This window comes from Pseudoalteromonas xiamenensis, assembly GCF_030994125.1.
Lineage (GTDB): Bacteria > Pseudomonadota > Gammaproteobacteria > Enterobacterales > Alteromonadaceae > Pseudoalteromonas > Pseudoalteromonas xiamenensis_B.
This window is the reverse complement of sequence record NZ_CP099918.1, coordinates 788,643-805,396: the sequence shown is the minus strand read 5'-3', so window position 1 is coordinate 805,396 and position 16,754 is coordinate 788,643. Positions and strand designations below refer to the sequence as shown.

Here is a 16,754-nt window from a genome sequence, read left to right as displayed (position 1 = left end):
AGGTATATCAATCTGGTCGGATGAGTTGGATTATGAGCTTAAGAACACAATTACGAAAAGTATTACCTAGCATTTCAATTACAGAACAAGAAGCACTCGATGCGGGTGATGTTTGGTTAGAAGGCAGTATCTACCAAGGTACACCCGATTTTAGCGCACTACGCGATGTTCCTGCCGCTACACTTTCGGCTGAAGAGCAAGCATTCCTAGACGGACCGGTTAAAACGCTCATGGGCATGATCGATGACTCGGTCATACAAAACGGTCAGCATTTGCCTGAACATATTTTAGAGTTTTTAAAGAAAGAGCGTTTCTTTTCTCTAATTATTCCAAAGTCATTTGGTGGTCGTGAATTTAGCCCTTATGCAAACAGTACAATCGTAGGGACTATCGCGACTAAATCGTCAGCCGTTGCTGTAACAGTTATGGTGCCAAACTCGTTAGGCCCAGGTGAGTTACTGCTACATTATGGAACTAAAGAGCAACAAGACCATTACCTTCCTCGACTTGCTGTTGGAACAGACATCCCTTGTTTTGCTTTGACTTCGCCTGAAGCAGGTTCTGATGCGGGTGGTATTCCAGATCGCGGTATCGTGAAAAAAGGTTTGTATAACGGTGAGGAAGTTGTTGGTCTTGAAGTAACTTGGGACAAACGTTATATCACACTTGCACCAATTGCGACTGTGCTTGGCCTTGCTATCAAAGTATTCGATCCAGAACATTTACTCGGTGGAAAAGAGGACTTAGGCATTACGTGTGCGCTTATTCCACACGATTACCCAGGTGTTCAATTAGGCAATCGCCATGACCCAATGGGTATTCGCTTTTATAACGGCACGACTCGCGGCGAGAAAGTGTTTATCCCAATGGATTTCATCATCGGCGGTCAAAAGAACATTGGTCGCGGTTGGCAGATGCTTGTGAGCTGTTTGGGTGCTGGTCGTGGTATTTCACTTCCCGCTCTAGGTGTGTCAACTGCACAAGTTGCTCTCAAAGGTGCATCTGAATATGCCGCTGTGCGTGAACAATTTGGTCTTGCTATTGGCCAATTCGAAGGCATTCAAGAAAAACTAGCGGACATTGCGGGTAAAACGTATCTTCAAGAAGCAATGCGCGTATTGACGACTGAAGGCCTTGGTTTAGGTCTTAAGCCTTCCGTTGTTACAGCGATTGCCAAGTACCACATGACTGAGATCGGTCGTGAAGTGTTGAATCACGCGATGGACATTCAAGCGGGTAAAGCGATTCAGAACGGTCCTCAAAACACACTCGCGAGCGGATATGTCGCCCAACCAATTGCTATCACTGTAGAAGGCGCGAACATTCTTACTCGTAACCTTATGATATTTGGTCAAGGTGTGATGCGCTGTCACCCATATCTACAATCGATGGTCGAGGCGATTCACAGCGAAGACAAAGACGCAGACAAAACCTTTAACCGAATTCTACGCAAAACAGTTGGCTACAGCGTAGGCAACAGCCTTCGAGCGTTCCGTTTAGGTTTATTGCCATTTACAGCTGGAAGCAAGTCCTCGCTTGCAGAAGTGCGTCAATATGAAAAAGCCGTACATAAGCTAGCTGCTAAGCTTGCCGTATACGCTGATTTCTCTCTACTCGTATTAGGTGGAAAACTTAAACAAGCGGAAATGCTTTCGGCACGTCTCGGTGATGTAATGAGTTTCCTGTATGCAGCGATGGCGTCTATTCGTTATTACGAACAGAAAGTATCAGCAGAAGACAGAGCAAGTGCAGCGCCTTATTTCCACTATGCAACTCGATTTGCATTACAAAGTGCGGAAGAGGCATTGCATAAGTTTCTAGATAACTTCCCAGCATCATTCACTCGTAAGTTTATGCGCGTCATTACTCTGCACTTTAGTCATAAAATGCCAGCCATCAGCGATGATTTGATCCGCGAATTGGCTCAAGCAGCACAAATGGATACGGCATTTAAATCGCAACTAACCCATTTAGTGATGCCAATGCCTGGCGATGGTCATGATATTAACGAACAAGCTTATAAAGCGAAAATGGCATGTTTAGATTTACTTGGCAAAGTGAAAAAAGCGCTTCGTGCGAAAACAATTCGTTCAGGTGTACGTTTTGCTGAAACGCTAGATAATGCATTACAAGCTGATGTTATAAATGAAGCTGAATTCGCAAAACTACAAGATTACAACGTGAAGCGTGAGCGAGCGATCCGCGTTGATGAGTTCGATTATGATTTAAACTTGTTAGACGTTAATGGAAAGACGACAAGCGAGTTAAAAGCGGCAAGCTAATCACATAATCAATAATGCATAGGTGTTCTCACCGCAAAAGGCCCGTTTCGGGCCTTTTTTTATTTTTCGCTTTGGCGATGCATGATTTAAACCCACTGATGCTCAGGACAATTTGTCCCGTCGTGTCAGAAATTGGATTTTGAGTTAGCATTTATACTAGGAGTTGGGGGAGGACGAATAAATTGCTTTATTTGTTATCGAGCGCATTTTGTTGGGCTGCGTTTGACTATATTAGAAAGATGCTCACGAAAAGTTTTAGTGCAGCGGAGCTCACTGTATTTTTTACGTTGGTTGCACTGCCATTATATGTGTTCTATTGGATTGCTCAAGGTGCTCCAGAGCCTGTCTGGGCTGATTATCTTGTGCCAGCGTGCTTAAGTGGTGGGCTTGCAGCGCTTGGCAGTGTGCAATACCTAAATGCACTAAAACGAGGGGATATTTCTAAGGTTATTCCTGTTCTGTGTGTAACGCCGGTTATTTCCGGCATAGCAGGCTGGCTTGTGTTAAATGAGGCCCTTTCTTGGTTAGATTGGTGTATGGTCTTTCTTATTGCTGTAGGCTGTGCAATCATGGGGACAAAAAGCCTAAATATGCGGACGTCAGGCTTTATTCCCGCTTGTATAACAGCACTGAGCTGGGGGTTATGCATCGTATTTGATAAAGTTGCACTGCAATATGCGACGATCAGCTTTCATCTGGTTTTTTTATCTGTTTGTATAGTCGCTTTAAATTGGTTTTTCCTTCGGCCAAATCTAACCATCAAGCAAAGCGAAAAATTGAAGATGGTGTTTGTTGGCGCCGGCATTTTTGTTGGGGCGATCGTGTTTCAACTCAATGCGCTTCAGGAATTTCATCCTGGCATTGTGGAAGCAACCAAGCGCGGACTTGGTGTTGTTTCCGCGTTGGCGGTCGGGTATTGGGTATTGTCCGAACAAATTACGCGAAAACAGTTATTTTTGTGTTTTGCTTTAGTTACTTGCGTTTGTTTGTTGGTGATCGACAATTAGTTGAATGGAAAGATTATTTGATGTTGTGATTTGGGGGCAAAGCCCCCAATTTTAACTTAGTTACACTTACTGCCTTTCTTCCAAACGTTTGAGAAAATATCTGGTTGAGCGCCGCGTGACCACCAAATGGATTCGTATTCAAAATTGTTATATGAAACACGATCACCAATTTGATATGTTGTATTTGCGTCCCATGCGCTAGTTCCGATACAACCACCAGTATCGCCTCCGCCTTTCACGGTCACAACGATCGACTTTTTCGATGAGCCTTCACTTGATGAAGCAGTGAGTGTAACGGTATAGTTGCCAGACGTTGCGTAGGTATGTGACGGATTTGCTTGAGAACTTTGTTCTCCATCTCCAAATGCCCAATTGTAACTTGTTGCGTTAGCTGATTTGTTGTTAAAGCTGACGGAGAGACCTTGTACTGCATAAGTAAAATCAGAAACAACAGGGTCTTGAACGTCTCCACACTTATTTCGTGTCAAATAGTCAACGGCGGCTTTGGCCTGTACAATCCCATAACCATAAGAAGTATCACGACCCGCGGCGCCTTTATCTTTCGCCGAAGCATTGAGTGCATTTCGGATTTGTTGATTCGAACACTCAGGAAACTGGCTCCAAACAAGTGCTGCTACGCCCGATACATGTGGTGTTGCCATTGAAGTACCGCTGATGGACTTATAGCCACCGTTATTCCAAGTCGAATTGACACCCACCCCAGGACCCGCGATTTCAACTTGATTGTTGTATTGCGAGAAGGATGCTTTGTTTTCGTTGCTATCGACAGCAGCGACGGAAACAACAGCATCATAGGACGCAGGGTAACTTAAACTGCTATTACCACTGTTGCCTGCTGCGGCAATATGCAACATGCCTCGAGCATAGCTTTGTTCAAATGCTTGGCGCTCCGCTGTAGAGCTGCCACTTCCGCCTAAGCTCATGCTAGTAACATTTGCGCCAGCAGCTTCACATTGTTCAATCGCTTTGATGAGATCAGAACCATACGCCCAATTGCCTTGATCGTTAAATACTTTTACGATGTGAAGACCAAGTTGACCAGATGGGTTTACACCAATTACGCCTTTACTATTACCACCAATTGCAGCGATTGTCCCAGCTACGTGCGTACCGTGGCCATTACCGTCATGATACCAGTTACCCGTATCATTTGAGCCATAGCCATCATTTCCCGTAATTCCAGCATTTGGCAAATCTTCATGTCCAAGCGTGTAACCAGTATCCATAATACAGACTTTACGATTTCCAGTGAGTGAATCGCTGACTAAATTAGCTTGAGTCATTGCAATTCCATAGGGAGACGTCTCAGCCATCAAGAAGCGTTTCGGATCTTCTTCAATATTAACAGCTGCACCACTGGCAAGAAGAGCTTGTTGTTGTTCAAGGGATAAATCCAGCACAACCGCATTTACACTTGGCAAGGTGTTTAAGACATCCGCATTGATGGAATTTGCCAACGTAGTAACGTTGGTACGGAACATCTGCTCTGTGGAAGCGCGCGCATTTTGTGCTGTAACCGTTGGCATTGTAACGATAACTCTATGACTATCTGATGCCATTGCTTGAAATGCAGGAGCACAAGCGAGAACTGCTGCAATAGTGCCAGATAAAACCGATCGGTTAATCATTCGATGTTGTTCTTTCATAGTATTGACTCTCTTTACATGTTGTTAATGACATGTATTTAAGGTGTTAATGATAGCGCTGTCAATATGCAAAATAGAAAGGTGGTTTACCGATAAAATTAACAATGTTGCAATAGCAACATTAGGTGAGCTTTATGCTAAAAAGTGACTCTAAAATGGGTGAAGTGGCCAAATGTTAGACAAAAAAGGACTAAAAGTTTTTTTCGAATTCAGTTCGAATCGTGTCCATATTATATGGAAGGGTTGAGTCTGCTGCGTTGGTAAACACTCTAAAATTAATGTCGTCAATTCTTTTAAGGTAAATTGCATGAAGCAGTTTTTGGTAGTCTTCGTTAAATGGTACAAAAATGGGCAACTCTTTGTGAGGTGAAACAAGAGAACCTTGATCTTGTAGGTTTATTAGCTCAATGAGCGCGTAGGCTCCAAGCATAAAATGTCCACCGAAACTGATGTCTAACTGTTCTATCTGAGGATCCCAATTAATACCGCCTATCGCAACTTTTTCGCGAATTCCTAATTGTTTTAGCGCTCTGTCTGCGCCTGCAGCCATTGCATCGTTGGCAGCCCAAACAATGCTCAGATCTGGATAGCGTTGCGCAAGACCATAAATAAGTCTGTAGGCTTCGAGCTCAGACCAATTAGCGTATAGCCTCTCTCTCAGTTTTAGCCCATATTGACGGTTGATAACCGACAACATACCTCGTTCTCTTAATATAGAAGCTTGTGTCGAGGCGTCACCATAAAGTGCAAGTATTGTTCCTTTAGATTGCTTGGCTTTCTCAAGTAATGACGTGATAAGGGCTTTGCCAACATGCGTGTTATCCGCAATTACACTACCTACCACATTAAAACCTTTTCGTGTGAGACGTTCTAAATCAACACTAGTTGGTGTATTAAGCAAAAAATATATTTTCGTCTTAGATGGCGGACTTGATAAGAGCAACTTAGTGACAGCAGATTTTTCATCTACCAAAATTAAGAAGTCAGGAGACTCGTTTAGCGCATCCAACACGAGCTTTTTCATTTGAATATGATCGCGATTGGCGTAGTGAATTGTCAAATCGATATCGAGGTCTTTTGCGGCCGCCTCCATTACCGTTGAAACATTTTGCCAAAATGGACCGGTAGGGTTGTTGGCTACAAATCCGGGATTGATAAAAGTTACTGACGTCTGAGCGATACCAAGCGAACTAAACAAGCATAAAACAGAACTGATAAAAATCGCGTAAAATTTCATTGTACTTCGCATGTAAAGCCCCTTTACAGGTAGTGTAGCATTTTCCATAGTCATTGTTTCGGATATAATGAAATTGATTTTTTTGGGGGTACTATGTCAAATCGATTTTCTCAATTCTGCATTTTATTTTTATTACTCATCGGTTCTTCTTTTGTCTATGCGAATGGCCAAACGAGCGAGCTGAATGAAACCATGAAGAAAATTGGTTTCAGTTACAAACAAATCATGAAAGCCAAAACCGCCGATGAAGCGCTCGACGCAATTTCTGAAATGGAATTACTCATTGAAAAAAGTAAAGCGCTTGGCTTTAAACCTGAATTAAAAGATAAATCATTTGAAGGCTTAAATAAGGTAGAAAAACAGTTAGATGAATTAGTACCTTTGCTACAGGCTGGTGAACTTGATAAAGCAAAAGAGCACGCTTCGAAAATTGATGCGTTAAGAAAGGAATATCATAAATTGCACGAACCACCTAGTTTTTGGGAACTCTTATTCGGGAAGTAATGGGTAACACTGTCCTATCTTAAAGCCAACATTCCTGAGCCTTGATTGCCATAGCACTCAAGGCTTTTTTATATGTCATCATTTTATAGAGGTAAGTTAGTAGCATTTTAGTGTAGTCGGGATAAAACTTAGGATTTAGTTAAACAGCACTCCTTCGTCCAAGAAAGCAGCAAAAATTCACATTTCGATTACGTAATGACCAAACGGACATTTTGGCTCTAGCTATTCCTAAAATTCTTGGTATAAGTAGGTTATGTCGTGCGAATTGGACGAGGATAACATGGGAAGTTCTAACGAAAATATAGACAACGAAGTATTGGCGCAACTAAAACAAAACAATCAAATACCGCTAATCGAGACGCTTGATAATTTAGGTTGTACACACAGTGACATCGTAATGTTACTAGTCGAATATCAGGTCATGAGTGAGCAAGATGACGACGAAGTTTTCGACCAATGGTACGATGCTTTATGTGACGATAAGTTAAAAGTGCTCAAAGCATTTGAAATACTGAGAGCACAATTCGAGCGAACCGTTAACGAATAGATAGATCGTATTTTTGTAAAATTGCGTCAACATAGTGATAGCGAAGTGACTCATGCTTTTCGTGAGCGGCGTTATGACTGAGGCCTCGATTTAACAGTTTCAGCGCTTTAATTAATAACGCCCGTTCCTCTAGCTGAAGTGATGTTTTGCTTCGTTCTTCCGTAATTTCGTCTACCAGAACACGACCTAGGTCAATATACACGACTTCCTCAACTAAACCGTTTTGGCTAATCACACCATATTTACTGCATAAAAACTGTTGCCAAGATTGCTGCATGTGCTCATCGAGCTCTTCATTAAATGCTTCGCTTAAACATTGCACACCTTGCTGAACAATTTTTGCCAATACATTTGAGTATTGCTGTGCGAAGATTTCATAAGCATGAGACGCTTGTGTTACTTTGTGTTTTTGTATCAACTGACCCCATTGGTATGCGCCCTTAGGGTAATAGTCTCTAAATTCCTCGCATTCGTAGAAACCAAGATAGGAACTACATTTGATCTGGTTTTGAATACAATAACTTGGCTTAGGAAAGAGCTTATTTGCTTGCCAGCTTGCAAGTTCAGATTGTTCAAGACGCAATAAATCACATAATTCTTTTTCAGTGTAGAAATGGTTAGATAGATAGTTCGTTAGGCTCATGTTGGATACTGGATAAATATACAGTGTTTGTAGTTTGTATCGAAGCGTTACTTTTATCAAGCATTTTTTGAAGGCAATTTGATTTGGCACTCGGAAATAACCCTAGATTGTGATACAAATACCACAACGGAAATAGAGAACACCAACGCATGCAAAGTATTCAAACTATCAAAAAAGCAAGCCTAATCACGGCCATCAAAACCCCCTATACCATGAAAGGCGAAATAGACATCAAAACATTTGATAAGCTCGTTGAAGAGCAAATTAAAGGTGGTGTTGATGGTATTGTTGTCGGTGGCACTACGGGTGAAGGGCAGTTAATGCATTGGGAGGAACACCTAATGCTTATTGCCCACAGTGTATCTAAATTTGGCAGTAAGTTATTGATTGTTGGAAACACAGGAAGCAACAATACCAGAGAAGCGATTAAAGCAACGGAATATGGTTTTGCAAGTGGTATGGACGCGGCACTGCAGATTAATCCTTATTATGGTCGTACGTCAAAAGAGGGCTTAAAAGCGCATTTTGAGCGTGTACTTGAAATTGGACCTGCTTTCATTTACAACGTACCAGGTCGCACAGGCCAAGATCTTACGCCGGATATTATCGAGCCGCTCGCGGCACATAAGAACTTTATTGGTGTTAAAGAATGTGCGGGAAATGAAAGAATAGGTTACTACGAGTCAAGAGGCATTGCATGTTGGTCAGGTAATGATGACGAAGCTCATGATGGGAAACACCAATATCAGTCTCATGGCGTTATCTCAGTTACATCAAACATTGTTCCAGGTCTAATGCGTCAGTTAATGGATAGTCGTTCAGAAGCACTTAACGCACAGCTACAGCCGCTTATGAAATGGCTTTTCTGCGAACCCAATCCAATCGCTATTAACTCGGCATTAATAATGACAGGCGCTGTCGCACCAGTGTTTCGTTTACCCTATGTACCGCTTAATGTGAACCAACAAGAAGAAGGCTTGGCGTTACTAAATGCATTAAACGAAAAAGACGTTGTCGGTGGTAAAGCATCTTTGATAGACACAACGCTATTGAAGTTAGTGTAAGAAGGCATTAGGCAATTACACTAATTTGTCCTATAATCTGCGGCCAATTTGCACGGCCGCAGGTTTTACCTATGAATTTCAAATCGTTTAGTTTCTCTCCTTTAATTTTAGACGCGCTAGAAGAATTAAACTTTCAAACACTTACGCCTATTCAACAAGCGGCTATTCCTGCGATCCGTCGAAATAAAGACATCCTTGCAACAGCACAAACTGGAACAGGTAAAACAGCAGCATTTGCCTTACCTATCATTCAGCGCCTACTTGAAGGCGACGCAAAAGGTGAAACACAGGTACTTGTGGTTGCACCGACACGCGAATTAGTCGAACAGATTGCAAATAATTTCAAAGCGTTTGCAAAACATACCGATTTAAATACAGTTGCGCTATTTGGTGGTGTGAACCATGCAGGTCAACGCGACGCCCTTAAACTAGGTGCTGATATCATTGTCGCGACTCCGGGCCGTTTACATGACCATATTGCTCGTGGCAATGTCTCACTTGCTAATGTTCAATATCTTGTTTTAGATGAAGCGGACCGTATGCTAGATATGGGCTTTATTGATGACATGCAAAAAGTCATTGCACTAGTGAAAGAGTCACGCCAACTAATGCTATTTTCTGCAACCTTCCCGCCAGCAATGAAGCAATTTGCGATGAGTGTTTTAAAACATCCTGAAATTGTTCAAGTAGCACCAGAAAATACAACGGCAGAAACGGTACGCCACATTGTTTATCCTGTTGACCAAACAAGAAAATTAGAGCTGCTTTCAGAATTAATCGGCAAGAAAAACTGGCAACAGGTACTTGTTTTCGTCAATATGAAAGACGTTGCAGATTCTGTGGTTGAAGAACTTCAGCAATATGGTATCACTGCGACGGTGTGTCACGGTGATAAAAAACAAGGTGCAAGACGTCGAGCTCTTCGCGACTTTCTTGAAGGCAAAGCCCGCGTATTAGTCGCAACAGAAGTAGCTGCTCGTGGTATTGATATTGTTGGTTTACCTCGAGTGATCAACTTTGATTTACCTTTCTTAGCTGAAGACTATGTTCACCGTATCGGACGTACAGGACGCGCAGGTTTAAGTGGTCATGCGATTTCATTCGTTAGCCGTGAAGAAGAACGAGTGCTAATGAGTATTGAAGAATTAATTGGCCAGAAAATCAAACGCTACTATTTACCTGGTTATGAAGTCGCTAGCCGAGAGAAATTAGTTGATACGCTCAATAAAAAACCGGCTAGTTATAAGAAAGGCAGAACGAATCGTCCGAGTAACCAGGCTTCGGCTGAAGCTCGATTAAAAATGCGCTCTAAAATTTCCAAAGTGCGTAGCGCGATGAAAGGCAAATAACCGCCAGAAGTTCGTCTATAAAAAAGCGCTGATAATATCAGCGCTTTTTTTATGTGTTAAATTTTAAACTTGCTTGTGGCATCGAGCAGTGAGTCAGAAAGGTAATGAAGGTTCTTCGCTACATCGCGAACTTGTTCTAACGCTTTCATTGTATCTTGGAATGACTGGTGCATGTTCGACACATTATCAACAACCATAGCGGCGACGGAAGTCTGCTCTTCGGTTGCTGCCGCAATTTGCGAGTTCATTCCGTTGATAGCGAGGATCTGGTCTGAAATTTGTTGAATTGAGCGTCCAGTTGCATCAGCTGCTGCAGCGTTGCTCGACGCCATATCTCTGGCTCCATTCATGGCAGTAACAGCATTACTTGCTGCAACGGTCAATACGTTAAGCAATTCGCGAATTTCGTTAGTCGATTTAGCAGTTCTTGAGGCAAGTTCACGGACTTCGTCCGCAACCACCGCAAAGCCTCTACCTTGCTCACCAGCACGAGCCGCTTCAATAGCCGCATTTAACGCCAGTAAGTTAGTTTGCTCTGCAATAGAGGTAATAACATTCAATATCTGTGTAACGTTTTGAGTATCTTCAGCTAACTTGTTAATCGTTAATGCCGCTTTGTCTATTTCATTACTCAGTGTTTGAGATTGCTTAACAGAAACGCCAATTTGAGCTAAGCCTTCATCTACACCTTTTTCCGCTAATTGCGCGGCTTGAGATGCGCTGGCCGCTGATTGTGAGATGTCACCGACGCTTTGTTTCATTTCCTCCATTGAATGGCGTACTACTTCCGCATCACTACTTTGCTGCTGAGTTGCGTTTTCAGCACTTTCCATACCTTGTACTAAGCGCGTGCTATTTTCCATTAGTGGTTCAACAACGTTAATAACGTCGAGTACGGTGCCTTTTAAAAGACCAACGAACTCGTTGAAGTTTTGTGAAACCTGACCTATCTCATCGTGGGAATGGACATTGAGCTGAGAACTAAGAGACCCTTTACCGTCGGCAAGGAGTTTAAGGTTATTTGCTGCCTCACTCGCTGACTTACCAATTGCTCGTGCGATAGCGATGGCCAAACTAACCAGAATCACAAGCGATACAACGGCAACAACGAACATCATCGTTAGTGCTTTATCTGAACTCGTTTTAGTCTCGTCGATTAATTCGAAGAAGCGATCATCGGCACGTTTTTGATCCGCTTTTAACGTCTCTAGAATACTGTCGTACAATTCGCCTTTCTGTTTGGCCTTTTGCTGAATGACCGCAAAGTCGGCTGTGCCGTCAATCATCGACAACGCGATATCATGGGCTAACTTCGAGTAGCGCCCAAGGGTGTCTAGTGTATTATTCGTTGGAAAAGCCACATTCAAAGATGGAAGTTGTTTGAGATTTTCTTCGAGAGTGCTTTTAGTTTGATTTGCTTTATTTAATAAATCGCTATCCCCAAATGTAACCGCTTGAGTGTAGGTCTCATCCAAGTTTTGGAATGCAGTGACGTTGCTCAACGTTAATATCAACAGTTTATAGGTTTGACTTTCAAGCTCACCTAACGATTTCTGGTTTGATTGCATAGAGCTGTAATTGATAAGCACAAGTCCGATAAACGCTGTTACCGCGACAACGGTAATAGCGTGTATCTTTTTAGTGATGCTCAAGTTACGAAACGACCAAGATGTTTGCGACATAAGATACCTTTTTTACAACAGAGATCGCGATTTGTATGCGAGCTCGTAGGATGTAACGTTACTTCAATGTTAATTACCATACGAAATAATTGCATACGTTCGCTATAAAATTTAGTAAGAATTTGGCTTTTTTCAATAAAAACTTTCTTTTTCTTAAAGTTAACTATACTTACCAGTGCAAAACGTGAACAAAAGATTGGGAGCCAATCAATGAAATTAAAATATTCTCTTCTTGTAGTTGCGCTCACGTCACTCTCAGCGCATGCAGACGTGAACATTTCAGGGTTTGCCAGTGTAAATGCAGGCAAAGTATTAAACGGAACAGGGGTGCCTCAATACGGCGTTGAACCGACCTTTCTTGCTGATTATCCAATAGTTTCTGCTTATACGGAAGATTTTTCGTTTAAACCAGAGTCACTTATTGGTCTTCAAGTAAGTGCTGAGCTCGGGGAAGGCTTAAGCGTTACAGGGCAAGTAGTCGCTCGTGGGGCTGATGACTATAATGCAGAATTTGAATGGGCCTACATATCGTATGAACTAAACGACAGTTGGACCGTCCAGGCTGGTAAGAAGCGGTTACCTCTATTTTATTACTCGGACTTTTATGATGTCGGGTATGCTTACGTCTGGATGCGGCCTCCAGCGGACAACTACACGTGGCAAATATTTAACTATGAAGGAATCAACTTCCTCTATAACGGGTCCATAGGTGATTGGTCCATGACAGCCAATATTTACGCTGGTAAAGAAGATGACCCGAACAATAAATTACTTTCTGATTTTTTCTTTCAAAAGCCTACACGTGAAATTTGGGAGGATATTTTTGGTGGCGTAGCAACGTTTAGCAAAGATTGGTTAGAAATTCGTGTTACCCACATGCAATATACAAATCGTCGTTTTATTGATGGCGAACCATCGATGTGGGATGGTAAAGATTCTCGCGATGGTAAATTCTATGGTTTAGCTGCCAATGCGGATTTTGGAAACTTCTTTATTTTGTCCGAATTTAACCGTCTTGACCTCGGTGGTAATCTTGACACATATATGTTGAGTGCGGGTTATCGGTTTGGCAATGTGACTCCATACGTTATGTTCTCGGACTTTAGCCAAGATGGCGATGGAGATACCGAAAAACACAATACAAAAGCTGTGGGCGTTCGTTGGGATTTTCATCCTTCTGCAGCATTTAAGATGCAATACGACAAAGTTGAAGATGAATCATTCGACTTAGCGGTGGCTGGTGACAGTGAAGCAATCACGTTTGGCGTTGACGTCGTATTTTAGAGGGGCATTAGGATGATCAAGTATTCATTAATCAGTTTGGCGCTTCTAAGTGCAAGCGCGTCAGCAGGCGTAGCGGTAGTCGTCCATCCAAGCAATACCAGCGCATTGGATGCCGCAGCGATAAATCGTATATTTACGGGTAAAGAAAAGGCATTTTCTAACGGAAATAAAGTGATTCCGATAGGGCAGGATAGCGGCACAGCTGCAACAGGTGAGTTCAATGAGAAAGTGTTGAATAAGACAGCCGCTCAATTGAAAGCGTATTGGTCAAAACTCGTCTTTACTGGAAAAGGCACGCCTCCGAAAGAAGTGTCGAATGATCAAGAAGTGATTAAGTTAATCAGTTCTAATCCCGACACAATCGGGTATGTGTCAACAGACGCAGTTGACGCTTCAGTAAAAGTGGTGATGGAATTTTAAGCCTGATAGGTTAAAGTGGTATTCAAAACAGAGATGTAAACAAACTCATGTAAAAGGCCAAAAGAGCTGACTTCTGGCCTTTTTATGTTATCCCTTTAAACAGCAGGGGATATTTAACAATCTTTCTACTGATGTAGTCGTCACTCAAAACTCGATGGGTGATCCGCTCAATGTCATCGTCGATGCACAATATCCACTCAAGACGTTCTATAGCTGTGAGCAATCCTTTGTTGAACGAGTACTCGTTTTTAAATTGTTGGCAGTTACTTTCGAGTAGAGACAGTTTGCTAGGCTCTAATTTTAGTTGCTCAAGCGCCGCTTCGACATAAGCCGAGTTTTTGCTATTTGTCGGTTTACATCTGACTTTGTTCATTAAGGGCAATATCTTTAATTCGGTTTATCGCGTCCATGAAAACCGTTTTTTGATCTTCTTTTTCATAGTCGAGATGATATGTATTGTGAAAGCCAAATCGCAATTGTGCGCCATTTGTCTTTAAATACACTGTGTAGCCATCGAAATCTGAGAAGGCGGTCACTCCATTGAGCATTTTGCCTTCATCCACTAATTCACCATGGAGCTGTATATGCTCGTAGACAAGCAGCAAGGTCTTGCTATCAATTTCATTTTTCATAAGAACTCCAGTTAGGAAGTTTGAAGCATTTTTTAACTATTCAAACGCTTTTTACTCTCGGGAAAGAATAAAAATACGCCTAATTGCCACATCCGCTACCACTTCTATAGTCAGTGTTTTATAGGTCCGTTGAAGTGAAATAGATCACAAATTGGGATGCCTTATGTTGTAATAGAGGTAGTCATCGCATTATTCAAGTCATTTATCCGTGAATATACATTTTTTAGGCACATCGTCAGGTAGTCCTAGCCTAAGCCGGAATATGTCGGCAACTGGGCTTAGTTTTGAACGTTCTAAATCGTGGGTGCTGGTTGATTGTGCCGAGGGTACTCAGCATCAATTGCTTAAAAGTACCTTATCGCCTTACCATCTAAGCATTATCGCCATCACTCACCTTCATGGAGATCATTGCTATGGTTTACCTGGCCTTATCGCTGCGATTATGGTTTCTGGACGTACTACTCCCGTTGAGCTAATCGCACCAACTAAGGTCATTCAATTTGTCCGCACTACACTTTCGTTAACTCAACTTGATTTGCCTTTTGATTTACGATGCCATGCAATTGAAGACATAGAAAATAAGCTTACGTTTGATTGCTGTGACATCGAAATAATTGAATTGAAGCATCGAGTACCAAGCTATGGATTTCGAATTACGGAACGCCAAATTCCAAGAAAGCTGCGAATTGAACAGCTTCAAAATGATGGTGTTCTTTCTGGCCCTCATTACAACACCCTACAAAAGGGAAATGACGTTTATTTCAATAAACGGCTTTTGAGAGCTAAAGACTACACATTCTATTCTTGGCGGCCTAGAACAGTAATTGTGTGCGGGGACAATGAAAAGCCAGCATTGCTAGCAGATGCCGTTAAAGGGGCTGATTTACTTATTCACGAGGCAACGTTTACTAATAGAGATCTCTTGAAAATACGCACGAACACAGGGCACAGTGATGCAATGCGAATTGCCCAGTTTGCAGAGAAACATCAACTACCCACCCTTGCTCTTTTTCATTTTTCAGTACGCTATCATGGGCGGGATATGCTGACTCCATTACAGCATGAAGCCAGCAGAAACTATTCGGGAGAGCTAATTTTCGCCTACGACGGGCTCATTTATACCGTGAGAAAGCATCTCAACTAGAAGCGCATGATCGTGGGATACTTGATCAGCATATTTTGTTGCCATGTCGACAAGTTTGTTTATGTATCTAGGCAACACGTCAATGATCTGTTGTTGGAACGCAAGTGAGCGACGATCACCTCTCATATGCGCGAGCGCTAATGCTTCTCCGCAGGTCTGCGCATATTGGGTAAAACCGTCTTTAATTGCTGCACGTTTGCCAAGCGTGATATGTTCAGGATCAATGCCTACTCGGGCGTGATGACGTGACCGGATCAGATAGTGTTGCCCTTGCCAAAGCGCATCATCCAAAATTAAGTCTGGACGTCTTTGCATTCTGCGTTGGCAATGCACGGTTAAATGCGCTGGATTTAATCGGTTGGTTATACAGAGTTGAGGGAAAAAGTGAAGCGGTGCAGCTTCGCGCTGTTGTTTGACTTCAACGATGTAACAAAGGGAAAGTGTTTCAGGTGTAATGTCTTTTGGACCAACTAGCAAGTAATAGCGTAACATGTTATTCGAACCTGTACCTGCGTCAACACGTTCAACGATGTCTAAAATGTCATCAGATACATAAGGCGCGAACACGTTTCTAATTTCTTCATCCTTTAGCTGATCTAAACGTCGAAACTTACTATCGTCTTCTCTAAACTTAAGAGGAAAGGAGAAGCAATCAATTTCTTTAGCTAATGTACTTTTTGTTAGAAATGCAGCGCCATCACTTAAACGTTGTAAGCCTTTTTGCCAACGTTTGAATAAAATGTGCTTCTCGCTAAACGCAAGCAGAGCAGACTGACTCGTTATATGACCTGCTAACGATGATTGACAATATTCCATGTAAGATTGAATGAATGCATGCATTGCATCCTGAACTTGAGATGCTTTTACATGATCTTTTTCTCTATCGGGCGATTGGTTGTTGATAAATTCTTGTTTTAACCGAACGCCTTCTTGTTGTGCGAGAGGTAGGCTGACAAGATATCTTAATATATCCCAAACTGCATGACCGAGACAGGCATCGTCAAAGTCATTGGGAGCAAAGATAAGGGTTTCGCCATGTGCGCCTTCTTCACTGATGAAACCGAAATTACTGACATGGCAATCACCCATAATGGTCGTTAAAGGTATACTCAATAATTCATTTGGTAATGACAAATGGTTGGAGTGAATATCAGCGTAGAATACGCTGGCACTGCCTCTAAAAAAGTAAAAAGGGCTGGTGGCCATTTTTAGGTGTTTTGCAATAGATTTATCCGGTGCTTTGCCATCAACAAACTGCAGTCTAGTCTTTAACCATGTAGAGCGGTCCATAA

16 protein-coding genes are annotated in these 16,754 nt (G+C 42.2%); 9 read left to right on the top strand and 7 right to left on the bottom strand.

Going from position 1 to position 16,754, the window contains the following annotated elements:
• Positions 1-20 precede the first annotated feature (20 nt).
• Together NI389_RS20565 and NI389_RS20560 are read left to right on the top strand one after the other, a co-directional pair.
• Positions 21-2,282: an acyl-CoA dehydrogenase gene (locus NI389_RS20565; RefSeq protein ID WP_308363387.1), complete on the top strand. Its 2,262-nt coding sequence runs from the start codon at positions 21-23 to the stop codon at positions 2,280-2,282.
• Between the two features lie 182 nt (positions 2,283-2,464).
• Positions 2,465-3,289, top strand: coding sequence for a DMT family transporter (locus tag NI389_RS20560; protein WP_308363385.1), 825 nt, complete (start codon positions 2,465-2,467; stop codon positions 3,287-3,289).
• Between the two features lie 56 nt (positions 3,290-3,345).
• Here NI389_RS20560 and NI389_RS20555 read toward each other — a convergent pair whose 3' ends face one another.
• Both NI389_RS20555 and NI389_RS20550 read right to left on the bottom strand, forming a co-directional pair.
• Positions 3,346-4,956: a S8 family serine peptidase gene (locus NI389_RS20555; protein ID WP_308363383.1), complete on the bottom strand. Its 1,611-nt coding sequence runs from the start codon at positions 4,954-4,956 to the stop codon at positions 3,346-3,348.
• 190 nt (positions 4,957-5,146) lie between these two features.
• A complete protein-coding gene (locus NI389_RS20550; RefSeq protein ID WP_308363382.1) occupies positions 5,147-6,205 on the bottom strand; it encodes an ABC transporter substrate-binding protein in 1,059 nt (352 codons plus the stop codon).
• Positions 6,206-6,286: 81 nt separating this feature from the next.
• On the opposite strand from NI389_RS20550, the gene NI389_RS20545 reads away from it, so the two are divergent.
• Positions 6,287-6,697: a cytochrome b562 gene (locus tag NI389_RS20545; protein ID WP_308363381.1), complete on the top strand. Its 411-nt coding sequence runs from the start codon at positions 6,287-6,289 to the stop codon at positions 6,695-6,697.
• Positions 6,698-6,977: 280 nt separating this feature from the next.
• Entirely contained in the window at positions 6,978-7,244 is a 267-nt protein-coding gene (locus tag NI389_RS20540; protein ID WP_308363380.1) for a hypothetical protein, read from the top strand.
• On the opposite strand, the gene NI389_RS20535 is transcribed toward NI389_RS20540, so the two are convergent.
• Positions 7,234-7,887, bottom strand: a complete 654-nt coding sequence (locus NI389_RS20535) for a DUF6058 family natural product biosynthesis protein (RefSeq protein WP_308363379.1) — start codon at positions 7,885-7,887, stop codon at positions 7,234-7,236. The genes NI389_RS20540 and NI389_RS20535 overlap by 11 nt on opposite strands.
• A gap of 149 nt (positions 7,888-8,036) precedes the next feature.
• On the opposite strand from NI389_RS20535, the gene dapA reads away from it, so the two are divergent.
• Complete coding sequence (gene dapA / locus NI389_RS20530) at positions 8,037-8,951, top strand: 4-hydroxy-tetrahydrodipicolinate synthase (protein ID WP_308363378.1); 915 nt, start codon at positions 8,037-8,039, stop codon at positions 8,949-8,951.
• Positions 8,952-9,022: 71 nt separating this feature from the next.
• Positions 9,023-10,300, top strand: a complete 1,278-nt coding sequence (locus tag NI389_RS20525; protein WP_308363377.1) for a DEAD/DEAH box helicase — start codon at positions 9,023-9,025, stop codon at positions 10,298-10,300.
• Positions 10,301-10,356: 56 nt separating this feature from the next.
• Here the strand turns inward: NI389_RS20525 and NI389_RS20520 are convergent, their stop codons facing one another.
• A complete protein-coding gene (locus tag NI389_RS20520; RefSeq protein WP_308363376.1) occupies positions 10,357-11,982 on the bottom strand; it encodes a methyl-accepting chemotaxis protein in 1,626 nt (541 codons plus the stop codon).
• A 210-nt stretch (positions 11,983-12,192) separates the two neighbouring features.
• Between NI389_RS20520 and NI389_RS20515 the strand changes: the two genes are divergently transcribed.
• A complete protein-coding gene (locus tag NI389_RS20515; RefSeq protein WP_308363375.1) occupies positions 12,193-13,266 on the top strand; it encodes a porin in 1,074 nt (357 codons plus the stop codon).
• Between the two features lie 12 nt (positions 13,267-13,278).
• Positions 13,279-13,686: a phosphate ABC transporter substrate-binding protein gene (locus tag NI389_RS20510; protein WP_208844718.1), complete on the top strand. Its 408-nt coding sequence runs from the start codon at positions 13,279-13,281 to the stop codon at positions 13,684-13,686.
• Between the two features lie 82 nt (positions 13,687-13,768).
• Here NI389_RS20510 and NI389_RS20505 read toward each other — a convergent pair whose 3' ends face one another.
• Both NI389_RS20505 and NI389_RS20500 read right to left on the bottom strand, forming a co-directional pair.
• Positions 13,769-14,059, bottom strand: coding sequence for a hypothetical protein (locus NI389_RS20505; protein WP_308363374.1), 291 nt, complete (start codon positions 14,057-14,059; stop codon positions 13,769-13,771).
• Positions 14,040-14,318: a DUF3081 family protein gene (locus tag NI389_RS20500; protein ID WP_308363373.1), complete on the bottom strand. Its 279-nt coding sequence runs from the start codon at positions 14,316-14,318 to the stop codon at positions 14,040-14,042. Before NI389_RS20500 ends, NI389_RS20505 begins: the two co-directional genes overlap by 20 nt.
• A 208-nt stretch (positions 14,319-14,526) precedes the next feature.
• On the opposite strand from NI389_RS20500, the gene NI389_RS20495 reads away from it, so the two are divergent.
• Positions 14,527-15,462 (top strand): ribonuclease Z, encoded by a 936-nt coding sequence (locus tag NI389_RS20495; RefSeq protein WP_308363372.1) that lies wholly within the window; start codon positions 14,527-14,529, stop codon positions 15,460-15,462.
• On the opposite strand, the gene NI389_RS20490 is transcribed toward NI389_RS20495, so the two are convergent.
• Entirely contained in the window at positions 15,409-16,752 is a 1,344-nt protein-coding gene (locus NI389_RS20490; RefSeq protein ID WP_308363371.1) for a DUF2252 family protein, read from the bottom strand. The two genes, NI389_RS20495 and NI389_RS20490, sit on opposite strands and share 54 nt — an antisense overlap.
• Positions 16,753-16,754 lie beyond the last annotated feature (2 nt).